We start from the raw sequence: 21,161 nt of genomic DNA, 5'->3' as shown, positions 1-21,161 counted from the left end.
GTACGCTGGGTAGATCCCAGCTATCGGGCGGACGTTTCGCCACCGCCCCGATGGAGGTGTCTCATGACTCGGATTCGACATCGATGGACAGGATCGGAGGCGCTGCCGGTCTTCGCCCGCACGGAACTCGGACGGCGGTCGCGAAGAGTTCGCCACCACGCCGGTGAGGGTATCGAGGACGGCTACAACGTGCCGGGAATCGTGCTGTGCGGACTGGGTGTCGTGGCCTTGGCCCTGGCGCTCACGGCTGCGGGCTACGGATTCACCGGATGGGCGACGATCGCGGCGTTCAGCTGCGCGGCACTGCTGCTGTGCGGTGCGCTGTGGCTCTACGTCGAGTGGCGTCGCGACCGTCGCCACCATCCCGATCCGACCGCGCGGCAGGGCCATTGACCCGCGCCCACCGTCGGCCCTCGAGCGGGCGGGGCCGGGAGCCTATGCGGCCATCGGGCGGGGGTAGGGGCTGCGCATGGTGAGGTAGTGGATGTCGAGGTCGCGTTCCAGGTAGTCCATGCGGCGTTCCCAGAACTCCCGCATATGCGGCAGGGCCAGGTGCCGGTCCAGATCGGCGGCTGAGCGCCACACCTCGTAGAAGACGAAGGTGGTCGGGTCGTCGGCGAGTTCATGGAAGTGGTACTCGAGCGCGCCGTCCTCCTCCCGGGTGGGGGCGACGAAGGACAGCAGTAGTTCGCGCAGCTCCTCGACCTTGTCCTGCTTGGGGTGGGCGAAGCCGACCAGTGTGAACGGAATCCCCTCGAAAGGTACGGTGTTTGTCATACCTCGAACGCTAGCGGCGTCTGAGGTATGATGCAAACCGTACCTATGGAAGGTGGGTGGACGTGGTCGCCGACGAACCGAGCACGGCGGAACTCGACCTGGGCGCGGTACTGGCCGCCCTGGCCGACAAACACCGCCTGGCGGTGGTGCTGGCGCTGTTGGCCGATGCCGAGGATGCCGAGCGGCATTGCAGCTCCTTCGGACTGCCGGTCTCGAAAGCCACTCGGACGCATCACTTTCGGATACTGCGGCAGGCGGGGTTGATCCGGCAGGTCGATCGGGGCAACAGCAATATGGCGCGATTGCGTCGCGCCGATCTGGCCGAGCGCTTTCCCGGCCTGCTCGAGCTGCTGGCCGACGAGGTCGCGCGGCGGACCGCGGCCGCCCCGAACTGAAACATCGATAGGTCAACGGTATGGTGACGTGCCGTGACTCGATTGTCATCGGGTCCTGTATCAGCCATATCGGGAGACTTGATGAAGTACACGAAGTTCGCCGCCACCGCCCTGTTCGCCGCCGCCGCCACCGGAATCGCCGCCGGGACCGGATACGCTGCACCGGTGGAAGCGCCCACCGCACCGCAGCCGGTCTCCGCGCAGGTGCACGGGCAGGATCAGGGTGTCGACTACACCATCGCGCTGGCCGAGGCGGGCGACGCCATCGTCACCAGCGTCACCGGCGGTCGGTTCAGCGTCGACGCCGACGGGCAGGCCGTGAGCCTGACCAACGAATCCGGTGCGGTGGTGGCGCAGGTGCCGCTGACCGGAAAAGCCGGTGGGGAGGACGTGCGGATCGTCGCGGCCGTCGCCGACAACGGTCAGGAACTGTCGCTGACCCCCGAGGTCGGGCCGCACGCGCACGCGCGGGCCATCTCCGCGCAACAGTGGTTCTTCGCCGAATTGCAGCGCGCCGCGCTCGGCGCGGCCGTGGGCGCGGTGATCGGCGGCGCCATCGGCCTGCTCGGGCTGGTCGTCTCCGCGATTCCCGGCGCCATCATCGGCGCGCTCATCGGCCTGCTGGTCGCCGGTGGTCAGCCGCTGATCGACTCGGGCTCCGCCTACTTCAGCGGGCAGCCCTGAGGGCCCTGATTCTCGGCGGCACCCGCGAAGCTCGGGTGCTCGCCGAAACTGCTTCCGGCGAGCGGGGATTCGAGATCGTCTCCTCGCTCGCCGGACGCGTCCGCGACCCGCTGCTGCCGGTGGGGCAGGTGCGGATCGGCGGCTTCGGCGGCGTGGACGGACTGCGGACCTGGTTGTCGGACAATCGCATCGAGGCCGTGGTCGACGCCACCCATCCGTTCGCGGCCGGTATCACCGACCATGCCGCCGCGGCCGCCGCGAGTCTGGGGCTGCCGATCCTGCACGTGCGCCGACCGGGCTGGACGCAGCGCCCGGGGGACAGCTGGATCCGGGTGCCGGATCTGTCCGCCGCCGCGACAGCCGTTGCCGGACTGGGGGACCGGATCTTCCTCACCATCGGCCGCCAGGGCGTGAGCGCCTTCGCCGCGCTGCGCGGGCACTGGTTCCTCATCCGGGCCATCGATCCGCCCGAGGGCGCGCTGCCGCCCCGGCACGAACTGCTGCTGGCACGCGGCCCGTTCACCGTCGCCGACGAAACGGCGCTGCTCACGGCGCATCGGATCACCGCCCTGGTCACCAAGGACAGCGGCGGCGCGCAGACCGAGGCCAAACTCGACGCCGCGCGCGCCCGCGGGCTGCCCGTGGTCGTGGTGGACCGCCCGCCGCTGCCGACGGGGGCGCGGTCCGTGGATTCCGTTGCCGGCGCCTGGGATTGGCTGCGCGCGGCGCAGCGGCTCAGCTGAGCCGACTGGTCTCGCTGAGCAGTTCGGGCAGCCGATCGAACCATTCCAGCACCGCGCGTTCGTAGCGGATGCCGAAATCCAGGGTGGCCCGCTCGAACGGGGACTGCCGCTGCTCGTCGTGACCGGTGAGGTATCCGGCCAGGCGCTGTTCGTGGATCTCCCGGTTGGCGTCGATGATGCGGCGCAGCCGGTCGGGTTCCACGAAGTCGCCGAAGGACAGGGTGAGCAGCAGCGGCACCCGGATGGTCTCCGCGCCCGGATCGCGGGCGATCCACTGGGCGAACGCCTCGCGGCCCGCCTCGGTGATCCGGTAGGGGGTGCGGTCGCGCGCGCCGGCCTCGCCCTTGTCCACCAGGCCGTGCTGATGCATGGTGGCGAGTTCGCGGTACACCTGGCTCTGGGTGATGGTCCAGAAGTCACCGATCTTGTCCTGGGCCAGGGCGACCAGATCCCAGCCGGACATGGGGCCCTGGTGCAGGAATCCCAATAGCGACGCGGCCGTCGAATTGAGCGGGCGTTGCGATGTGTCTGCCACCTGCACTCCCTTCCTCCGGGCCATCTTCCACTATGGAATATTAATCGGTGTAGCGGCGGGAGGTGAACACGCGTGGCCCACCCGCCGTCTCGAACACCGTGGTGCTGGACGCGCCGACGATGAGCAGGGTACGCATATCCACCTCGACCGGATCCAGCTCCGCCAGGGTCACCACCCGCACCGATTCGGTCGGCCCGCCCACATCGCGGCCGAGCACCACCGGGGTATCGGGTTTGCGGTGTTCGAGCACCAGCTCCCGCATGGCCGCCACCTGCCAGGTGCGCTGCGAGGAAGCCGGGTTGTAGACGGCGAAGGCCATATCGGCGGCGGCCACGGCGGCGATCCGGCGCGCCACCACCTCCCACGGCTTGAGGCGGTCCGACAGCGAGATCATGGCGAAGTCGTGGCCCAGCGGTGCGCCGACCCGGCTCGCGACCGCACTGGCCGCGGTCATTCCGGGCAGCACCCGCACCGGAACATCGCACCACTGCGGATCGGCCGACTCCTCGATCACGGCCGCCGCCATGGCGAAGACGCCGGGATCGCCCGAGGACACCACCGCCACCCTGCCTCCGCGCTTGGCCAGATCCAGGGCCATGGCGGCACGCTCGGACTCCACGCGGTTGTCACTGGCGTGGCGGCGCTGCCCCGGACGCTCGGGCACGCGATTCACATAGGTGCTGTAGCCGACGATGTCGGTGGCCTCGGCCAGTGCCCGCGTGACCTCGGGGGTGGTCCATTCGGCCGCGCCGGGACCGAGGCCGACCACGACGACTTCGCCGTGTACGGCCGTCTTTTCGGCGGTCGCGGAGGCGACCGGAACGGGGGCGGCGGTGGCGGCGGGGGTCAGCGGGATCGGGGTCGCCGGTTCGGGGCCGGGGACCACGGTGATGGCGAAGTACGGCACGCTGGCGTCGTCCACGTCGGCGGCGCGCAGCACGCGCTGGCGGGTGCTGCTGGCGCGTTCCACGTAGTAGGCGTCGTCGAGTCGCCCGGCATCGGAGAGGGCTTGGTGCACACCGGGATAGGTGCGGCCCAGTTTCATGATGGCGGCGGCGTCGGTTTCCCGCAGGCGGCGGGTGAGCTCGTCCACCGGCATGGTGCCGGGCAGCACCGTCAGCACCTGGTCGCCCTCGACGAGCGGGGTGCCCAGCGCCGCCGAGGCCGCGCTCACCGAGGTGACGCCCGGAATGATCTCGGTGTCGAAGCGGTCGGCGAGGCGGCGGTGCATATGCATGAAGGAGCTGTAGAACAGCGGGTCACCGGCGGCGAGCAGGGCCACCGACCGGCCGGCGGCCAGATGGTCCGCCAGCAGGGCGGCGGCGGATTCGTAGAACTCGTCGATCGCGCCCTGATAGCCGCCGGGATGGTCGGTGGTCTCGGTGGTCACCGGATAGACCAGATGCTCCTCGAGCTGGCCCGCCCGCATATACGGTGCCGCGATGCCGCGGGAGATGCTGCGGCCGTGGCGGGCACTGTGGAAGGCGATCACGTCGGCCGCGCCGATCACCCGCGCCGCCTTGACCGTCACCAGTTCCGGATCGCCCGGTCCCAATCCGACACCCCAGAGCTTGCCGCTCATTCCTGTTCGCTCGCAATCGCATTGAGGGCGGCGGCGGTGATGGCACTGCCACCCCGGCGGCCGCGCACCGTCAGAAACTCCACGCCGCCGTATTCCGCGAGGGCCTGTTTGGATTCGGCCGCGCCGATGAAACCGACCGGAATCCCGAGCACCGCGGCCGGGCGCGGCGCACCCGCGTCCAGCATGTCCAGCAGATGGAACAGCGCGGTCGGCGCGTTCCCGATGGCCACCACCGCCCCGTCGAGCCGGTCGCGCCACAGCTCCAGCGCCGCCGCCGACCGCGTATTGCCCAGCGCCGCCGCCAGTTCCGGCACCCGCGCATCATCCAGCAGACACAGCACCTCGTTGTCGGCGGGCAGCCGCTTGCGCGTCACCCCCGACGCCACCATCTTGGCGTCGCACAGAATCGGCGCACCGCCCCGCAGCGCCGCCCGCGCCTTCGCCACCACATCGGTGCTGAATTCCACGTCGGCGGCCAGATCCACCTGCCCGCAGGCGTGGATCATCCGCACCACCACCTGCGACACGTCCGCCGGAAACCGCGCCAACTCCGCCTCCGCGCGAATGGTGGCGAACGAGCGCCGATAGATCTCGGCCCCGTCGGTGAGGTAGCTGGCACGCACGTCGGACATGGCGTCCAGACTAGGAGGAGCGCGCGCGACCCCCGCGCGCCGGGTACGGGCTACGAATCCGAACCGAGTGCGAACTTCCGGCCGATGCTCGGCGGCGGGTGCGGATCCGGCCTTGCGGCGTGCGGGGCTCCGGCGCGCTGCTCGGCGTTGGGCGCGGACGGCCTTGCGGTGCGCGGGAGCGGAGGTGGTGGTGTCGGGGCCGTGCGCGGTGCCCGAGGAATGAGAGGCGGGGTGGGCAGCAGATGCGCTGGCGAGCGGGGTACCGGTGGCGGGCCGCGAGACGGTGCGGACCGGGGCCACGGCGGTACCGACCGCCGACGCGCCACCCAGGTGGTGGCGCGGTCGGCGCGGCGCGCCAACTCCCGGGCGAGGCCCGCCGGATGCGCGAGTGTTTCAGGTCCGTGCGGCAATCGAGCCGCCGCGTGGACACGGCCGGCGCACGCGACGGGCTGCCGTACGCACCCGCCCGGGTGGTGCCGCCACCCGAACGACGCCGAACGCGGTGCGTCAGGCGGCAGGCTACGCGGGCGGCACCACCCGGTAGCCGGTCGGCGTGGCCGTGACCTCGGTGGCGGGGCCGCGGGGGCGGCCGCAGCGGCGGTCGCAGCCGGACCAGTGCTGGCGGCCGGTGGCGACCACCTCGTCGGCCGCCAGCTCGTCGGCGGCGGGTTGCGGTGGGCCGGAAGGCAGTACGCGGCCCGCCTCGACGGCGGCCGCGGCGTCGGCGCGGACGTCGGTGCGGGATTTGGCGCAGCCGGGCTGGCCCGCGCAGGCGGTGACCTGGAGCCAGGGGGAGGCGGCGTCGAAGATGAGACCCATGGGGGCCAGCACGCGCACCACCTGTTCGGCGGCCCACTCGTCGAGGTCGGTGATCACCAGACCCCGCCACGGGGTGATGACGACCGGGCGGTCGACGGCGGCGATGAATTCGGCGGTGCGGGCGGGCAGCGAGCCCAGGCGCACGCCCGCGCCCAGCGCCACCCGGTCGTCGGACTGGGTCAGCCAGCCGATCGGAGGTTCCTGGTGTGGCGGCAGCGCCACGGTCTCGGCGGTGGTGAGATGCGGATGCGCGGCGCGCAGGCGGTCCGCCAGCGCCGCCGGGCCGTCCGGGATCTCGTGCAGCCGCCACTGGTCCTCGCGCAGTTCCAGGAAACCGTGCGCGGCGTGCAGCACGGTATCCACGGCATGTTCGGCGGTCACGCGCAGACCGGAGTCGCGCCCCGCCAGCACCACGGCGTAGGTGTCCTCGTCGACGGCGTGCACCCCGATATCCGCGCCCAGCCCGCTCACATCGCCGCGACCGTCGTCCAGGGTGAACAGCACCCGGCCGGGCAGCTCGGCCAGTCGCGGCGCGGCGCGCACACCGGCATCGAGTGCCGGAACCAGCGCGTGCACATCGGTCCAGCCGCCGACCCGGCCCGACAGCGGGGACGCGACGATATTGCGCACTCGTTCGTGCGTGCCGCTGGGCAGCAGCCCGGCCGCCCGCAGCCGCCGCTCCAACTCGGCGGCGTCACGTACTCCGCGCAGCTGCGCGTTGGCGCGGGAGGTGAGCTCGATGCCGCCGTCGGCGAGTTCCCGCGCCGCCTCGGCCAGCGCCTGCATCTGGGCCGGTGCCAGCCGACCGCCGGGCACGCGAATGCGGGCGAGCGGCCCGTCGGCGGCCTCGTGCAGTCGCAGCACGCCCGGGCAGGAATCGGGATCTGTTCGAGTCATGACCCGATCCAGCCTACGGACACCCGGGTGGACCCGTCGCCGGGGCACCGAGTCGCGGCGGGCCTGCGATGCCCGCCATCCTCGGGTGTCGCACTCCGTGCACCGTCGGCGAACTCGACCGGCACCGGCCTGCTCGGATCCCTGCGCCGACACCGGTGGCGTGCGCGCCGATTCCGGCATCCTGCGATCGCGCCGTCGCCGCCCGCGGCACTCACGCCGGTCGGGGTGGATACGGGCCTCAGCGCAGGTGATGCGGTTCGATTCCCGGCGTCGCCCCGCGCCCGCTCGCCCAACTCGGACCGGTGGCGTAGGTGTCGTTGAGCAGGCTCGGGCTGTCGTGGTGTTCGAGGTGGTCGCGGTGCACGGTCGTGGTCATGAGCATCAGCGCGAACAGGAGTGTGGCCGCGCAGATCCCGCCGGCGACGATCGCCCACTGCGAATGTCCGGTGCCGGCAGCGGTCAATGCCATTGCCAGCGTTGCGAAAGCAACCAATGCGCACAAGTACCCTGACCAGGCGGCGAACCGATTCCGCCTGACCCAACCCGGAGTGTTCGGCATACGCGCAGCGTACGCCCGCGCGTGGGTCGTGGCACCGGGCCGGGCGGAGAGGTTGCAGCACTGTGATCCCCGCGCGATAGAGTCGCGAGGCTCGTCGGACGGAAGAAACCGGTGCAATTCCGGTGCGGTCGCGCCACTGTGACAGTCAGACCTTCCCCATGAGCGCCGAACCGTGCCGGGCGCGTCACCCCAAGGAAGGCCGAACCGTGATTCTGCTGCTGTCCACCTCCGATACCGATCTGCTCAGTGCCCGCGCCAGCGGGGCCGAGTACCGGCTCGCCAATCCGGCGCGGCTGCTGCCGGAGGATCTGCCCGCCCTGCTCGCGGGCGCCGATCTGGTGATCGTGCGCATCCTCGGCGGCGTCCGCGCCTGGGAGGAGGGACTGGAGACGCTGCGCGCCAGCGGTGTTCCGCTGGTCGCGCTGGGCGGTGAGATCGCACCCGACGCCGAACTCATGGAACAGTCCACCGTGCCCGGCGGTGTGGCCGCCGACGCGCACAACTACCTCGCCGCGGGCGGGCCGCTGAACCTGCGGCAACTGCACAACTTCCTGTCCGACACGGTGCTGCTCACCGGGCACGGCTTCGAACCGCCGGTGGAGATGCCGCGCTGGGGTGAACTCGAGCGCACCGCGCAGCCGGTCGCCGCGGACGCGCCCACCGTCGCGGTCGTCTACTACCGCGCCCAGCAGCTGGCCGGGAACACCGCCTATGTCGACGCGCTGTGCACCGCCATCGAAGCGGCCGGGGCGCGGCCGCTGCCGCTGTACTGCGCCTCGCTGCGCGCCGCCGAGCCGGAACTGCTGGCCCGGCTGCGCGAGGCCGACGCGCTCGTGGTGACCGTGCTGGCCGCGGGCGGCACCAAACCCGCCACCGCCTCGGCCGGCGGCGAGGACGAGGCGTGGGATGTGGGCGCGCTCGCCGACCTGGATGTGCCCATCCTGCAGGGCCTGTGCCTGACCAGCAGCCGGGTCCAGTGGGAGGACAATGACGACGGGCTGTCGCCGCTGGATGTGGCCACCCAGGTGGCGGTGCCGGAATTCGACGGCCGCATCATCACGGTGCCGTTCTCCTTCAAGGAGTTCGACGCCGACGGCCTGTCGGCCTACGTGCCCGATCCGGAGCGGGCGGCGCGGGTGGCCGGGATCGCGGTGCGCTACGCCCGGCTGCGCCACATCCCCAATGCCGACAAGCGCGTGGTGCTCATGCTGTCGGCGTATCCGACCAAGCACGCCCGCATCGGCAATGCCGTCGGCCTGGACACCCCGGCCAGCGCCATCCGGCTGCTCACCGAGATGCGGGCCGCCGGATACGATCTCGGCGCACCGGGGGAGATCCCGGGCCTCGAACAGGGCGACGGCGACGCGCTCATCCACGCCCTGATCGCCGCGGGCGGTCAGGATCCGGACTGGCTCACCGCCGAACAGCTCGAGGGCAACCCGATCCGCATCGGCGCCGACACCTATACCGCCTGGTTCGACACCCTCCCGGACGACCTGCGCGAGAACGTGATCGAGGCGTGGGGGCCGCCGCCGGGTGAGCTGTACGTGGACCGCTCCGCCGATCCGAAGGGCGAGATCGTCATCGCCGCACTGCGTTTCGGCAATGTGGTGCTCATCGTGCAGCCGCCGCGCGGCTTCGGCGAGAATCCGGTGGCCATCTACCACGATCCGGATCTGCCGCCCAGCCATCACTACCTGGCCGCCTACCGCTGGCTCGCCGCGCCCGAGGGCTTCGCCGCCGACGCCATGGTGCACCTGGGCAAGCACGGCAATCTGGAGTGGCTGCCCGGCAAGACCCTCGGCATGTCCGCCTCCTGCGGCACCGACGCCGCACTGGGCGATCTGCCGCTGATCTATCCGTTCCTGGTGAACGATCCGGGCGAGGGCACCCAGGCCAAGCGCCGCGCCCACGCCACCCTGGTCGACCACCTCATCCCGCCGATGGCGCGCGCCGAAACCTACGGTGACATCTCGCGGCTGGAGCAGCTGCTCGACGAGCACGCCAATATCTCCGCGCTCGACCCGGCCAAGCTGCCCGCCATCCGGCAGCAGATCTGGACCCTCATGCGCGCCGCCAAGATGGACCACGACCTGGGCCTCGAGGAGCGCCCGGACGAGGACGTCTTCGACGATATGCTGCTGCACGTCGACGGCTGGCTGTGCGAGATCAAGGATGTGCAGATCCGCGACGGCCTGCACGTGCTCGGCCAGGCCCCGGCGGGGGAGACCGAGGTCGACCTGGTGCTGGCCATGCTGCGCGCCCGGCAGCTGTGGGGCGGCGAGGTGTCCGTGCCCGGTCTGCGAGAAGCGCTGGGGCTCAGCGAGTCCGGCGACGAATCCCGCAACCGGGTGGACAGTTTCGAGGCACGCGCCCGCGCTCTCGTCGCCGCCTTGCAGGCCGCGGACTGGTCGGTCGACGCCATCGACGCGATCGTCGACGCGCAGATCGCGGCGGGCGGCACGGGTGAGAACGCCGAGGCCACACCGGCACTCGCGGACGCCGCCGCCTCCGGGGACGCGGCGGCACCGGGCGCGGCCCTGGCGGGGGACACGGAGAAGCGCGGGGATTCGGTGGTAGCCGAGGCGGGCCGTTCGGCCGCAGGCGGGACGACGGCCGTGCCCGGAAACGCTGTCGCACCCGGCGGTGCGGCCACATCCGCCGGTTCGACCGCGCCCGCCGCCGGTCCGGACGCCGTGCGGGCGGTGCTGCGGTTCGCCGCCACCGAGGTGGTGCCGCGACTGCGGCAGACCGAGGTGGAGGTGCAGCGGGTGCTGCATGCCCTGTCCGGGGGTTTCATTCCGGCCGGACCGAGCGGCTCCCCGCTGCGCGGCCTGATCAATGTGCTGCCCACCGGCCGCAACTTCTACTCCGTCGACCCCAAGGCGGTGCCCTCGCGGCTGGCCTGGGAAACCGGTCAGGCCATGGCGGATTCGCTGCTCGAGCGCTATCTCGCCGACCACGGGGAGTACCCGAGGTCGGTGGGCCTGTCGGTGTGGGGCACCTCCGCCATGCGAACCGCGGGTGATGACATCGCCGAGGTGCTCGCACTGCTCGGGGTGCGGCCGGTGTGGGACGAGGCCAGCCGCCGCGTCACCACCCTCGAACCGATCGCGCTCGACGAACTGGGCCGCCCGCGCATCGACGTGACCGTGCGCATCTCCGGCTTCTTCCGCGACGCCTTCCCGCACGTGCTCGCCCTGCTCGACGACGCGGTGCGGCTGGTGGCCGGGCTCGACGAATCCGCCGAGTCGAATTACGTGCGCGCCCACGCCCAGTCGGATCTGGCCGCGCACGGCGACGAGCGTCGCGCCACCACCCGCATCTTCGGCTCCAAGCCCGGCACCTACGGCGCGGGACTGCTCCAGCTCATCGACTCCAAGAGCTGGCGCACCGACGACGATCTGGCGCAGGTGTACACCACCTGGGGCGGTTACGCCTACGGCCGCGATCTCGACGGTGCGCCCGCTTCCGACGACATGCGCTCGGCGTATCGGCGAATCGCGGTGGCGGCCAAGAACACCGACACCCGCGAGCACGATATCGCCGACTCCGACGACTACTTCCAGTACCACGGCGGCATGGTGGCCGCGGTGCGCGCGCTCACCGGCAAGAATCCGGAAGCCTATATCGGTGACAGTACCCGCCCGGATTCCGTGCGCACCCGCACCCTCTCGGAGGAGACCACCCGCGTGTTCCGGGCGCGCGTGGTGAATCCGCGCTGGCTCGACGCCATGCGGCGGCACGGCTACAAGGGCGCGTTCGAAATGGCCGCCACCGTCGACTATCTCTTCGGCTACGACGCCACCACCAATGTGGTCGCCGACTGGATGTACGAGAAACTCGCCGACAGCTACGTATTCGACGATGTGAACCGCAAGTTCATGGAACAGTCGAATCCCTGGGCGCTGCACGGTATCGCGGAGCGTTTGCTGGAGGCGGCGGAGCGGAACCTGTGGGAGCGGCCGGAGGACGAGACGCTCGCGCGGTTGAAGCAGATCTACCTCGAAACCGAGGGCGAACTCGAATAATTCGGCCCGTGGTGCGCCCGCGGCGGCGCGGGCGCACCAACGCGGGCGCGGCGGCGTGTCCTGCGGACATCGGCGGACAACCCCGGTTCAGGGGGCTTCCGCACCGCCAACTCTGAGAGGATCATAAGAATCGTTCGATGTCATTTCGGGGAGGCATCGGATATAACTGATCCCCCGATTCGCCGCACTGATCGAATTCACCGAACTCGGGCCTGCGGTGAATCGGCTCTCGATTGCGAGTAATGATCATGAGTATCGCCAAATTCGCCGCTACCGCATTCATTTCCGCCGCCGCGCTGGGCATTGCCACGGCGACGGCACAGGGCGCTCCGGCCGCGCCGGGCATCAGTGGTGTCGATCGAGGGGTCGAGTACACCACCACGCTGGCTCCCGACCGCAGCGCCGTCACCACCACCCTGGCCTCCGGCCGGTTCGAACTGGGTCACGACGCGGTGGCCGTCATCGCGCCCGGCGGGGCCACCATCGCGGCCATTCCGCTCACCTACCAGGTGGCGGACCGCTCCATCAGCGTTGTGCCGCAACTGGATGCCAGCGGCACCGTGTTGACCGTCCACCCGGCCAGCGCCGCGGACCTCGCGCCCGCCACGGCCGAAACCGTTGCGCTGCAACATGTCGCCGATGCCGGATCGATCGTGGCCGGTGCGATCATCGGCTGTGTGGTCGGCGCGGTGATCGGGGTGTTCTTCTTCGTGGTCGGCGCGGTCGTCGGCTGTGGGGTAGGCGGCCTGCTCGGTGCCATCATCGCGAGCCAGCGCTGACATCGAGGCGGGAGGCAGCCGCCACACGGCACCGCCGGAGTCCGACTCCGGCGGTGCCGCGTCCGCCAGACATCCGACTCCGTCCACGGTCGTAGACGGCACTGCGCTCCGGGACGGATGTGATCGGCCGCGCCCCGTCCTACCGTGGGGACATGACGTGGAACGATGTGGCCGAGGCCAAATACGCCCTGCTCACCACCTATAAGAAGGACGGCACGCCGGTCGGCACGCCGGTGTGGGTCGCCCCCGACGGCGACCGCATCCTGGTGTGGACCAATGCCGACGCCTGGAAGGTCAAGCGGATTCGGCGCGACCCCCGGGTGACATTGCAGATCAGCGACAATCGCGGTAAGCCGCGCGGCCACGAGGTGGTCGAGGGTACCGCGAGCGTGCTCGACGCCGACGGCACCGCGCGGGCGCGCACCGTGCTGGCGGACAAGTACGGCCTGCTCGGCAGCCTCGCGATCAAGGGGCACAAGCTGATTCGCGGGGCGGGCAGCTCGGTGGGGCTGGCCGTCACCCCGCGGGCGTCGTAACCGTTCCGCGGGCCGGAAGAACCGCGAGCACCGCAGCACTCCGCCGACACCGGAGCGCGTGCGCCGGGTTCACGGTGCCGCCGCGGGTCCGGCGATCGGGCGCGCACCCTGCCCGGGTCGCGCGGTGCGAGTCGGCCGGGGCATGCGATCGGATGCTCCGCCCGGCCCGCTCAGCTGTCGGCGGTGATCTCCAGGCCGATGGTGCCGCCCCGGCCGCGGCGCAGCAGGCTGCCCTGCACGCCGAGCCAGCCCATGATGCCGTACTTGCGTTTGATGAGGGCGCGGGCGCGATCGGTGCCCTCGGCATCGAGTACGACGCCGGTTCCGGAGACCACCGCACCGCGCGGTTTGCCCATGGCGTCGCAGGGTTGCAGGGTGACCCGGGGGTCGCGGCGCAGCCGCTTGACCTTCCAGCTGTCGGTCACGGTCCAGACATAGAGGCGACCGGCGTCGAGCACCGCCCAGACCGCGGTGCCGACCGGCGTGCCGTCCTTCTTGTAGGTGGTCAGCAGCACGTATTTGGAGTCGCCCACCGGGCCGAACGGATTGTCCACGCCCGCAGCCTAACCCGCGTCCCCATCGACCGCCGTGTCCGGATCGTCCGCCATGCGGTATTCGCCCGCTTCCAGTCGGGTCAGCAGTCCGGCGGTCCAGCCGGTGAGATTGCCGAAGACGCCGCTCCACAGCTCCAGCAGATCCGTCGAGTACGGGGCCTCGTGGCGGCTCGGGAACTCCGGAATCATATCGAGCAGCCCGACCCGGATCTCCTCGCTGCGGGCGCGCTGCTCGCGCAGCAGTTCGATCACCCGGGCCCGGGGGAGAGCGTCCATGAAGGCGATACCCGCGCCCAGCTCCTCCATATCCACGCTGACGAGCGCGGATTCCAGCAGGTGCAGGAACTCGCGGTCACCGGCGGGGGTGAGCTCGTAGAGGGTGCGGCCCGGACCCTGGCTGCTGCCCTCGGTGCCGAGCGGCCGCAGGCAGCCCTCCTGGGCGAGCTGTTTGAGCGCGTGGTGGATCGAGCCGGGTTTCACATTCGTCCAGGTCTCGGCCCGCCAGGACAGCAGTTCCCGGCGCACCGCGTAGCCGTAGGTCGGCTGGGCGTGCAGACGCACCACGCCGAGGACGAGCAGGCGCACGGTGGACATGGCGGTCTCCTTCGGCGGCGGTGACGGTCCCGCTCATGGTAATCAAACTTGACTTCCGCTTCGAAGCGCCCCTAGGCTGAGGTAGTCAAATTTGATTACCAAGAGTGAGGTGATGGGATGGCGAACCTCTCGGTGCCGGTGCTGTGGGGCGGAGACCTGCCCGAGACCCTGGACTTCTACCGCACGCTCGGCTACGAGGTCACCAGCGAGCAGACGCGCCCGTACACCTACGGGACGGTCGAACGCGACGGCTGGCACGTGCACTTCGGACCGACCCCGCACGGCGGCGTCGACGCGCAGACCGCGCACGTCGGCTGCCTGGTCTTCGTCGAGGATGTCGAGAAGTTGCACGCGGAGTTCACCGCCGCCCTGCGCGCTCGCTACGGCAGGGTGCCCGCGCGCGGCAATCCGCGCATCACCCGCTTCCGGCCCGGGCAGACGCGCTTCACGGTGGTCGACCCGGTCGGCAACGCGATCATCTACATCCGGCCCGACGAGCCGGATCCCGAATACGGCGGCGCGCGCAATCTCGAGGGCTTGGCGCGCGTCCTCGACAATGCCCGCATCCTGCGGGATTCCAAGATGGACGACAAGGCCGCCGCCCGCGCCATCGTGACCGGGCTCAAACGGTTCGGCGCCACCGCACCGGCCGTCGACAAGGGGCGGGCGCTGGCGCAGCTGCTGGAGATCGCGGTCGCCACCGGGGATACCGCGCGGGCAGCCGACGTGCGTTCGGAACTGGCGGAACTCGAATTGTCCGAGGCCGACCGCGCGGTGGTCGCGGCGGAACTGCGCGTGGTCGGTGCGCTGGAGGAATGGCTCGATACGACGGACTGATCGCCGTTGCCACCCCATGCTGCGGTGCTGTGCGCGGCCGCCGGACCAGACGTGCGGTATCCGAGCCGCGACGAAACTCAGGCCGCGACGGTCAGCACCTCCGGCCCGTCGGCGGTGATCGCCACCGTGTGCTCGGAGTGCGCGGTGCGCGAGCCGTCGGCGGAGCGGATGGTCCAGCCGTCCGGGTCGGTGACCACGCGATCGGTGGTGCGGGCGAACCAGGGCTCGATGGCGATGGTGAGGCCGGGGCGCAGCCGGTAGCCGCGTCCCGGCTGGCCCGCATTGGCGATATGCGGGTCCTCGTGCATGGTCCGGCCCAGGCCGTGCCCGCCGAACTCGGTGTTCACCCGGTAGCCGTAGCCGCGCGCCACGGCCGCGATGGCGGCCGAGATGTCGCCGACCCGATTGCCCGGACGGGCGACGTCGATGGCGGCGGCGAGGGCGTCCTCGGTGGCGCGGACCAGGTGCTGATCCTCGGCGGCGGGAGTGCCCACGATGACGGTGGTGGCGGCGTCGGCCACCCAGCCGTCGATGCCGACCGCCAGATCCATGCTGAGCACATCGCCGTCGCGCAGGGCGTAGTCGAAGGGCAGGCCGTGCAGGACGGCGTCGTTCACCGACAGGCAGACGGTATTGCGGAACGGGCCGCGACCGAAGGAGGGTGCGTAGTCCCAGTAGCAGGACTGTGCGCCGCGCTCGCGAATCCGTTCCCGCACATGGCGTTCCAGGTCCAGCAGATTCACGCCGACCTGGGCCCGCGCCCGCAGTTCGCCGAGCACCTCGGCCACGAACCGGCCGGTGACCCGCATGCGGTCGATCTCCGCGGGCGATTTCAGTTCCACCATCACAACCTCCGATTGGTATTTTAATACCACCCTAGCCCGCGTCGGTATTTAAATACCAAATCGAGTAGAGTGACCCGCATGGTCCGACTTCCGCTGACCCCCGCCCAGATCGAGGCCGGACGCCGCCTGGGCCACGCCCTGCGCACCGCCCGCGCCGGCCGCGATCTCGCCGAGGTCGCCGCCGCGTCGGGCATCTCCCCGGAAACCCTGCGCAAGATCGAATCGGGGCGGCTGCCCACCCCCGCCTTCGGCACCATCGTGGCGCTGAGCCGCACCCTGGACATCCCGCTGGACGATCTCGCCGAAAGCTGTCAGCCCACCGCGTCGCCGCAGCGTTCGGCGTCCTGACCGCCGCTCAGTCCACCGACAGTTCGACGGGGACCGCGATGACATCCACCATCGCGCCGTTGCGCAGCACCGTGACCGGCAGCGGGCGGCCGATGGCCTCGTCGAACAGCTGGCGCTGAATGCCCTGGGCGTCACGCACTTGCGCCCGCGCCACACTCAGCACCAGATCACCCTTGCGCAACCCCGCCCGGTCGGCGGGGCCGCCGCGCACCACCTCCACCAGGCGCAGCCCCGCACCCTGACCGGTGCGGTCGGCTACCGCGCTCGGCAGCGGCGCGGGCACCCCGACCACGCCGAGGTACGCGCGACGCACCCGGCCGTCGCTGCGCAGTATGGCGACGATGCGGCGGGTGGTGGCATTGATGGGAATGGCCAACCCCAATCCGATCCCCGCCACCGCGGTATTGATCCCGATCACCCGACCCGCCGAATCGGCCAGCGCGCCACCGGAATTGCCGGGATTGAGGGCGGCATCGGTCTGGATCACGTCCTCGATCACACGTACGGTGCGCCGGTTGCCGACCGGAACGGCCCGCCCCAGCGCGCTGACCACGCCCGCCGTCACCGATCCGGCCAGGCCCAGAGGACTGCCGACCGCCACCACCAGTTGCCCCACCGCGAGCCGGTCGGCGTCGCCGAGCGTCACCGCCGCGGGCGCGCCGCCGCGGGCGCGCAGCACCGCGAGATCCGACAGCGGATCCACGCCCACCACATCGAATCTCGACTCCGCACCGTCGGCGTACACCACGCCGCCGCTGCCGGACGAGCCGACCACATGGGCATTGGTCAGCAGGAACCCGTCATCGGTGAACACCACGGCGGAGCCGCCGCCCCGCCGGGTCTGCACACTCGCCACATGCGGCGTCACCGACTCGGCGACCGCCATCACCGTCCGCGAGTACGCGTCCAATGCGGCGGCGTCCGGTGTGCCGCCCAGCAGTTCGCGCCCACCCGGGGACGTCGCGTCCGCGGCATCGTCCGGCATGGACAGGGTCGACTCGTCGTCCATGACGACCACCACCCGAATTACGTGATTACAGTGTTGCTTCCAGCATGCCCCGCGCCCGGCGGTCCCGGCACGCTGTTCGCCCCCGGCGCAATCGCGCGGATCAGGTCGCCTGACTCACCGACGACATGTGGAAGTCCGGAATGCGCAGCGCGGGCATGGCGGTGCGGGTGAACCAGTCCTTCCATTCGCGGGGGAGGGTGATCTCGGTGCGGCCCGCCTCGCCGACCCGGCGCAGCAGATCCAGCGGGCTCTCGTTGAAGCGGAAGTTGTTGACCGCGGCGGTCACCGCACCGTCCTCCACCAGGTAGACGCCGTCCCGGGTGAGGCCGGTGAGCAGCAGGGTGGCCGGATCCACCTCGCGGATGTACCACAGGCAGGTGAGCAGCAGTCCGCGTTCGGTGCGCGCCACCATCTCCGCGAGCGAGGCGTCGGTGCCGCCGGTCATGAGCAGGTTCTCACCGGGCGGCGTGACGGCGGCATCGAATTCGGCGGCGGTGGCGCGCGGATACACCAGGTTGGCGATCGCGCCGTCGCGCAGCCAGTCCACCCGGCGCGCGGTGAGTCCGTTGTCGAAGACCGACAGCGACTCCGAGGACGACGGGGTGGCCACGAACGGCCGGTACTCCAGACCGGCGGCACTCGGATCGGAATACAAAGTGAGTGGAATTTCGGTGAGCCGCTCGCCGATCCGGGTGCCGCCCGGACGGGAGAAGGCGGTGTGACCCTCCTGCGCGCCGCGACCCTCCATACTCCACGCCATGTAGATCATGAGGTCGGCCACGGCGGACGGCGGCAGCAGGGTTTCGTAGCGTCCGGCGGGCAGCTCCACCCGTCGCGCCGACCAGTCCAGGCGGCGGGTGAGTTCGCCCAGCAGGGCCGGGGTGTCGACATCGGTGAAATCGAGGGTGCCCGCGCCGACCCAGGCGCTGGCCAGTTCCGCGCCCACACCGCGCTTACCGTTGATCTCCACCGACCCGGTGGGCTGCACCCAGCGGCGGCGGATCCCGGTGGAGGTGCCCAGCCAGCTGGAATGCATCTGGTGGTGGGCGAATCCGTAGAGGCGGTCCGCGCCGTCGAAGCCGGCCGCGAGATCGCGGGCCAGGCCCTCGAAGACGGTGATGTCGGTACCGGCGGGGGAGCCGTTCCAGGGCAGCTCGCCGTCCGGGCCGGCGGGGCCGACCGTCTCCGGGGTCAGCAGCGGCATGGCGTCACGGGCCGGTTCGGCGTCGCGGGCCGCGGCCTCGCTGGCGCGCACCACGGATTCGATCTCGGCTGGATCGACACTGGTGGAACCGACACTGCCGACCCGTGCGACCCGCGGGCCGTCCCGGAAGATCGAGACGACCGCCCAGTCACGCGATATCGAGGAACCATTGGTGGTCATGGAGTTTCCGGCCCAGCGCAGCGAGGCGTCGTGGGCATCGGTGACGATGACGACGGCCTCGTCCGCGCGCGAGTGCCGCAGCGCGGTCTCCACCACCTCGGGTGCTGCGATCATGCTGTTCACTGCCCGGCCTCCGTGCGCGTATTGAGGACATTGATCCCGCGGACCAGCACCGACGGGCAGCCGTGGCTGACCGCCGCCACCTGACCGGGCTGCGCCTTCCCGCAATTGAACGCACCGCCCAGCACCCAGGTGGACGGGCCGCCGACGGCCTCCATGGCGCCCCAGAAGTCGGTGGTGGTGGCCTGATAGGCGACGTCGCGCACCTGCCCGGCCAACTCGCCGTCGCGGATGCGGAAGAAGCGCTGGCCGGTGAACTGGAAGTTGTAGCGCTGCATATCGATCGACCAGCTCTTGTCGCCGACGATGTAGAGGCCGTCCGCCACTCGGGAGATCAGCTCGGCGGTGGTGGTGTCGCGCTCGGGATCCGGTCGCAGCGACACATTCGCCATGCGCTGGATCGGCACGTGGTGCGGGGAGTCGGCGTAGGAGCAGCCGTTGGATCGCTCCATGCCCAGGCGCGGGGCGAAGACGCGATCGAGCTGATAGCCCACCAGAATGCCGTCGCGCACCAGATCCCAGCGCTGCCCGGCCACACCGTCGTCGTCGTAACCGACCGAGGCCAGCCCGTGTGGCTCGGTGCGGTCGCCGGTGACATGCATGATCGGGGTGCCGTAGCGCAGGGTGCCGAGGGTGTCCGGGGTGGCGAAGGAGGTGCCCGCGTAGGCGGATTCGTAACCGATGGCGCGGTCGTACTCGGTGGCGTGGCCGATGGACTCGTGAATGGTCAGCCACAGGTTGCTGGGATCGATCACCAGATCGGTGGGGCCGGGGACGACGGTCGGGGCGGCCACCTTCTCGGCCAGCCATTCCGGGATGCGCGCGAGTTCGCCGTCCCAATCCCAGACGCCGTCCGCGCCGGTCACGTACTCCCAGCCGCGACCCGCCGGGGCGGCGAGGGTGCGCATGGTGTCGAAGACGCCCGCCGCGGTGTCGACGGCGATGGCCTCGAGTTGCGGTTGCAGCCGCACCCGCTGCTGGGTGATGCGGGAGCCGAAGGTGTCGGCGTAGTAGGTCTGCTCCTTGACCTGGTACAGCGACGCCGTCACGTGATCCACGCCGGCGGCGGTGTGCAGCCGCCGCGAATAGTCCAGCAGCAGCGCGGTTTTCTCGGGGGTGGGCACGGTGAATGGGTCGATGTCGTAGCCCGACACCCACTCCACGCCGTCGTACACCGGCTCGGCGGCGAGTTCGACGCGCTCGCGATTCAATGCCCGCAATGTCGTGGCAACGGTGACCGCGCGGCGCGCCACCTCCGCCGCCGACTCCGGATTCAGCACGGCGTGCGAGGCGAAGCCCCAGGTGCCGTCCACGATCACCCGGACCGCGAAGCCGAGATCGATGCTGTCGCCCACCGATTCGACCCGGCCGTCCCGCAGCCGGATGGACTGCGACACCAGCCGGTGCACCCGCAGATCGGCATAGCTCGCGCCCGCCGACCGCGCCGCCGACAGGGCGGCATCGGCGAGCGCGGCCAGGGGCAGTGCGCGGAACTCGTCGTCCACGGCCTTGGTTGCGATGCTCACCCGGTCCACGCTAAGCCGGACATCCGACACGCGCCAACCACATCCGCGAGCGATCCGGAATACACAGCGTGCGAAGCTGCACACGCTGCAACAATGCACGGACTGCGAAGTCGCACACCAGGAAACGCGCGCGACAAACCCATGGACATGCCACGTTTTGCTGCTCGGATGCCGTAGCGTCTGCCCGCGTGCCGCCATCCGCACTTCGTGACCGCAAACGTGAACGCACCCGCCGAGCCCTGCTCGAGGCTGCCGTCGAACTGTTCGAGACCCGAGGCTATGAGGCGACCACGGTCGCCGATATCGCCGCCACCGCCGAGGTCGGCACCAGAACGTTCTTCAACTACTTCGCGAGCAAGGAAGAACTGCTCTTCCCGGAACCCGACGAACGGGTCCAGGCCGCCGTCCGGGCCATCGCCACCCGCCGCCCCGGCGAACGTCCCGTGGAGGTGCTGCTGCGCGCCCTGCGCGCGGCGGGCGACAATCCCGGCGACCACCTCGGCGACACCCTGGCATCGCGCATCTCGGTGCTGCGCGCCCGGATCTCGCGCACCGTGCCCGCCGTGAGCGGCCGCGCGGCCTACGCCCAGCTGGCCTCGCAACAGGAGATCGCCAGACAGTTGCGGGCGGCCTTCCCGGCCGAGCTCGACGACGTCGGCGCCGCCGCCCTGGTGGGCGCGGTGGTCGGCGCGGTCTCCGGCGCCCTCACCGTCCTGTTCCAGCAACCGGGCCTCGAGGACGGCGACCAACTGCACCGCAAGATCCAGGAGACCACCTCGAAGGTGCTGGCCCCCTGGCTGAACGAGCGTCCCGCCGACACCGGCTCGGCGACGCGGACCTGGCCGCGGCCCGCCACCGAGACCGGCGACGCCGGGGCGACGGCGGCGCACGGGTTCGACACCCGAGGCGATACCGCCGTATCGACCGACCATGACAGCGAGTCGGAGGCGATCGGGCCGGAGGCGATCGGATCGG

General features: G+C 70.9%; 22 protein-coding genes. 10 read left to right on the top strand and 12 right to left on the bottom strand.

Annotated features, from left to right (window positions below):
* The first annotated feature begins 63 nt into the window (after nucleotides 1-63).
* Nucleotides 64-393 (top strand): hypothetical protein, encoded by a 330-nt coding sequence (locus ON31_RS15740; RefSeq protein WP_228809709.1) that lies wholly within the window; start codon nucleotides 64-66, stop codon nucleotides 391-393.
* 42 nt (nucleotides 394-435) lie between these two features.
* Here ON31_RS15740 and ON31_RS15735 read toward each other — a convergent pair whose 3' ends face one another.
* Entirely contained in the window at nucleotides 436-777 is a 342-nt protein-coding gene (locus ON31_RS15735) for a putative quinol monooxygenase (protein ID WP_051037317.1), read from the bottom strand.
* A gap of 62 nt (nucleotides 778-839) precedes the next feature.
* On the opposite strand from ON31_RS15735, the gene ON31_RS15730 reads away from it, so the two are divergent.
* The 3 genes from ON31_RS15730 to ON31_RS37965 all read left to right on the top strand — a co-directional run bounded on the left by ON31_RS15730 (nucleotide 840) and on the right by ON31_RS37965 (nucleotide 2,599).
* Nucleotides 840-1,172, top strand: a complete 333-nt coding sequence (locus ON31_RS15730) for an ArsR/SmtB family transcription factor (RefSeq protein WP_085996432.1) — start codon at nucleotides 840-842, stop codon at nucleotides 1,170-1,172.
* Nucleotides 1,173-1,253: 81 nt separating this feature from the next.
* On the top strand, nucleotides 1,254-1,856 hold the full coding sequence (locus ON31_RS37970) for a DUF8020 domain-containing protein (protein ID WP_039814459.1): 603 nt from the start codon (nucleotides 1,254-1,256) through the stop codon (nucleotides 1,854-1,856).
* Nucleotides 1,853-2,599: a cobalt-precorrin-6A reductase gene (locus tag ON31_RS37965; protein WP_039814510.1), complete on the top strand. Its 747-nt coding sequence runs from the start codon at nucleotides 1,853-1,855 to the stop codon at nucleotides 2,597-2,599. Before ON31_RS37970 ends, ON31_RS37965 begins: the two co-directional genes overlap by 4 nt.
* On the opposite strand, the gene ON31_RS15715 is transcribed toward ON31_RS37965, so the two are convergent.
* From ON31_RS15715 to ON31_RS34705, 5 genes are all read right to left on the bottom strand, one after another.
* Entirely contained in the window at nucleotides 2,592-3,134 is a 543-nt protein-coding gene (locus ON31_RS15715; protein WP_039814508.1) for a PadR family transcriptional regulator, read from the bottom strand. The two genes, ON31_RS37965 and ON31_RS15715, sit on opposite strands and share 8 nt — an antisense overlap.
* A gap of 40 nt (nucleotides 3,135-3,174) precedes the next feature.
* Nucleotides 3,175-4,716 (bottom strand): precorrin-3B C(17)-methyltransferase, encoded by a 1,542-nt coding sequence (cobJ, locus tag ON31_RS15710; protein WP_039814458.1) that lies wholly within the window; start codon nucleotides 4,714-4,716, stop codon nucleotides 3,175-3,177.
* Nucleotides 4,713-5,348 carry a precorrin-8X methylmutase gene (locus ON31_RS15705; RefSeq protein ID WP_029927935.1) on the bottom strand — a complete coding sequence of 212 codons (636 nt, stop codon included), beginning with the start codon at nucleotides 5,346-5,348 and terminating at the stop codon, nucleotides 4,713-4,715. The genes cobJ and ON31_RS15705 overlap by 4 nt, the downstream gene beginning before the upstream one ends.
* 519 nt (nucleotides 5,349-5,867) lie before the next feature.
* Nucleotides 5,868-7,064 carry a precorrin-3B synthase gene (gene cobG / locus ON31_RS15700; RefSeq protein ID WP_039814457.1) on the bottom strand — a complete coding sequence of 399 codons (1,197 nt, stop codon included), beginning with the start codon at nucleotides 7,062-7,064 and terminating at the stop codon, nucleotides 5,868-5,870.
* A gap of 238 nt (nucleotides 7,065-7,302) precedes the next feature.
* Complete coding sequence (locus ON31_RS34705) at nucleotides 7,303-7,533, bottom strand: hypothetical protein (protein WP_051037314.1); 231 nt, start codon at nucleotides 7,531-7,533, stop codon at nucleotides 7,303-7,305.
* A 296-nt stretch (nucleotides 7,534-7,829) separates the two neighbouring features.
* Between ON31_RS34705 and cobN the strand changes: the two genes are divergently transcribed.
* From cobN to ON31_RS15680, 3 genes are all read left to right on the top strand, one after another.
* Entirely contained in the window at nucleotides 7,830-11,654 is a 3,825-nt protein-coding gene (cobN, locus tag ON31_RS15690; protein WP_039814455.1) for a cobaltochelatase subunit CobN, read from the top strand.
* Nucleotides 11,655-11,896: 242 nt separating this feature from the next.
* Entirely contained in the window at nucleotides 11,897-12,433 is a 537-nt protein-coding gene (locus ON31_RS15685) for a DUF8020 domain-containing protein (RefSeq protein WP_051037312.1), read from the top strand.
* Between the two features lie 152 nt (nucleotides 12,434-12,585).
* Nucleotides 12,586-12,969 carry a PPOX class F420-dependent oxidoreductase gene (locus ON31_RS15680; protein WP_039814453.1) on the top strand — a complete coding sequence of 128 codons (384 nt, stop codon included), beginning with the start codon at nucleotides 12,586-12,588 and terminating at the stop codon, nucleotides 12,967-12,969.
* Between the two features lie 170 nt (nucleotides 12,970-13,139).
* Here the strand turns inward: ON31_RS15680 and ON31_RS15675 are convergent, their stop codons facing one another.
* Together ON31_RS15675 and ON31_RS15670 are read right to left on the bottom strand one after the other, a co-directional pair.
* Nucleotides 13,140-13,523 (bottom strand): PPOX class F420-dependent oxidoreductase, encoded by a 384-nt coding sequence (locus ON31_RS15675; RefSeq protein WP_039814451.1) that lies wholly within the window; start codon nucleotides 13,521-13,523, stop codon nucleotides 13,140-13,142.
* Nucleotides 13,524-13,532: 9 nt separating this feature from the next.
* Entirely contained in the window at nucleotides 13,533-14,117 is a 585-nt protein-coding gene (locus ON31_RS15670) for a PadR family transcriptional regulator (RefSeq protein ID WP_039814450.1), read from the bottom strand.
* 117 nt (nucleotides 14,118-14,234) lie between these two features.
* On the opposite strand from ON31_RS15670, the gene ON31_RS15665 reads away from it, so the two are divergent.
* The gene (locus ON31_RS15665; RefSeq protein WP_039814448.1) at nucleotides 14,235-14,954 is read left to right on the top strand and encodes a DUF8817 family protein; all 720 of its coding nucleotides are present in this window, start codon (nucleotides 14,235-14,237) and stop codon (nucleotides 14,952-14,954) included.
* Nucleotides 14,955-15,031: 77 nt separating this feature from the next.
* Here ON31_RS15665 and map read toward each other — a convergent pair whose 3' ends face one another.
* Nucleotides 15,032-15,799 (bottom strand): type I methionyl aminopeptidase, encoded by a 768-nt coding sequence (gene map / locus ON31_RS15660; RefSeq protein ID WP_039814446.1) that lies wholly within the window; start codon nucleotides 15,797-15,799, stop codon nucleotides 15,032-15,034.
* Between the two features lie 78 nt (nucleotides 15,800-15,877).
* Here map and ON31_RS15655 point away from each other — a divergent pair, with 78 nt between their 5' ends.
* Nucleotides 15,878-16,147, top strand: coding sequence for a helix-turn-helix transcriptional regulator (locus ON31_RS15655; RefSeq protein WP_029927917.1), 270 nt, complete (start codon nucleotides 15,878-15,880; stop codon nucleotides 16,145-16,147).
* A gap of 7 nt (nucleotides 16,148-16,154) precedes the next feature.
* On the opposite strand, the gene ON31_RS15650 is transcribed toward ON31_RS15655, so the two are convergent.
* The 3 genes from ON31_RS15650 to ON31_RS15640 form a co-directional block, all read right to left on the bottom strand.
* Nucleotides 16,155-17,033 carry a S1C family serine protease gene (locus tag ON31_RS15650; protein ID WP_051037328.1) on the bottom strand — a complete coding sequence of 293 codons (879 nt, stop codon included), beginning with the start codon at nucleotides 17,031-17,033 and terminating at the stop codon, nucleotides 16,155-16,157.
* 223 nt (nucleotides 17,034-17,256) lie between these two features.
* Entirely contained in the window at nucleotides 17,257-18,654 is a 1,398-nt protein-coding gene (locus tag ON31_RS15645; protein WP_039814501.1) for a metallopeptidase TldD-related protein, read from the bottom strand.
* Between the two features lie 5 nt (nucleotides 18,655-18,659).
* A complete protein-coding gene (locus ON31_RS15640) occupies nucleotides 18,660-20,186 on the bottom strand; it encodes a TldD/PmbA family protein (RefSeq protein WP_039814499.1) in 1,527 nt (508 codons plus the stop codon).
* 188 nt (nucleotides 20,187-20,374) lie between these two features.
* On the opposite strand from ON31_RS15640, the gene ON31_RS15635 reads away from it, so the two are divergent.
* A partial coding sequence (locus ON31_RS15635) for a TetR/AcrR family transcriptional regulator (RefSeq protein ID WP_255222128.1) occupies nucleotides 20,375-21,161 on the top strand: 787 nt, incomplete at its 3' end.

This window comes from Nocardia otitidiscaviarum NBRC 14405 (assembly GCF_000308635.1).
GTDB classification, from domain to species: Bacteria; Actinomycetota; Actinomycetes; order Mycobacteriales; family Mycobacteriaceae; genus Nocardia; species Nocardia otitidiscaviarum.
This window is presented reverse-complemented; position numbering and strand designations above follow the sequence as displayed.

Coding starts and splice junctions, on each gene's coding strand:
- ON31_RS15680 (WP_039814453.1), top strand. CDS start 12,586: ATGACGTGGAACGATGTGGCCGAGGCCAAATACGCCCTGCTCACCACC.
- ON31_RS15650 (WP_051037328.1), bottom strand. CDS start 17,033: ATGGCGGTCGCCGAGTCGGTGACGCCGCATGTGGCGAGTGTGCAGACC.
- ON31_RS15735 (WP_051037317.1), bottom strand. CDS start 777: ATGACAAACACCGTACCTTTCGAGGGGATTCCGTTCACACTGGTCGGC.
- ON31_RS15705 (WP_029927935.1), bottom strand. CDS start 5,348: ATGTCCGACGTGCGTGCCAGCTACCTCACCGACGGGGCCGAGATCTAT.
- map (WP_039814446.1), bottom strand. CDS start 15,799: ATGGTGGAACTGAAATCGCCCGCGGAGATCGACCGCATGCGGGTCACC.
- cobG (WP_039814457.1), bottom strand. CDS start 7,064: ATGACTCGAACAGATCCCGATTCCTGCCCGGGCGTGCTGCGACTGCAC.
- ON31_RS15665 (WP_039814448.1), top strand. CDS start 14,235: ATGGCGAACCTCTCGGTGCCGGTGCTGTGGGGCGGAGACCTGCCCGAG.
- ON31_RS34705 (WP_051037314.1), bottom strand. CDS start 7,533: ATGGCATTGACCGCTGCCGGCACCGGACATTCGCAGTGGGCGATCGTC.
- ON31_RS15685 (WP_051037312.1), top strand. CDS start 11,897: ATGATCATGAGTATCGCCAAATTCGCCGCTACCGCATTCATTTCCGCC.
- ON31_RS15655 (WP_029927917.1), top strand. CDS start 15,878: ATGGTCCGACTTCCGCTGACCCCCGCCCAGATCGAGGCCGGACGCCGC.
- ON31_RS15740 (WP_228809709.1), top strand. CDS start 64: ATGACTCGGATTCGACATCGATGGACAGGATCGGAGGCGCTGCCGGTC.
- cobJ (WP_039814458.1), bottom strand. CDS start 4,716: ATGAGCGGCAAGCTCTGGGGTGTCGGATTGGGACCGGGCGATCCGGAA.
- ON31_RS15670 (WP_039814450.1), bottom strand. CDS start 14,117: ATGTCCACCGTGCGCCTGCTCGTCCTCGGCGTGGTGCGTCTGCACGCC.
- ON31_RS37970 (WP_039814459.1), top strand. CDS start 1,254: ATGAAGTACACGAAGTTCGCCGCCACCGCCCTGTTCGCCGCCGCCGCC.
- ON31_RS15645 (WP_039814501.1), bottom strand. CDS start 18,654: ATGATCGCAGCACCCGAGGTGGTGGAGACCGCGCTGCGGCACTCGCGC.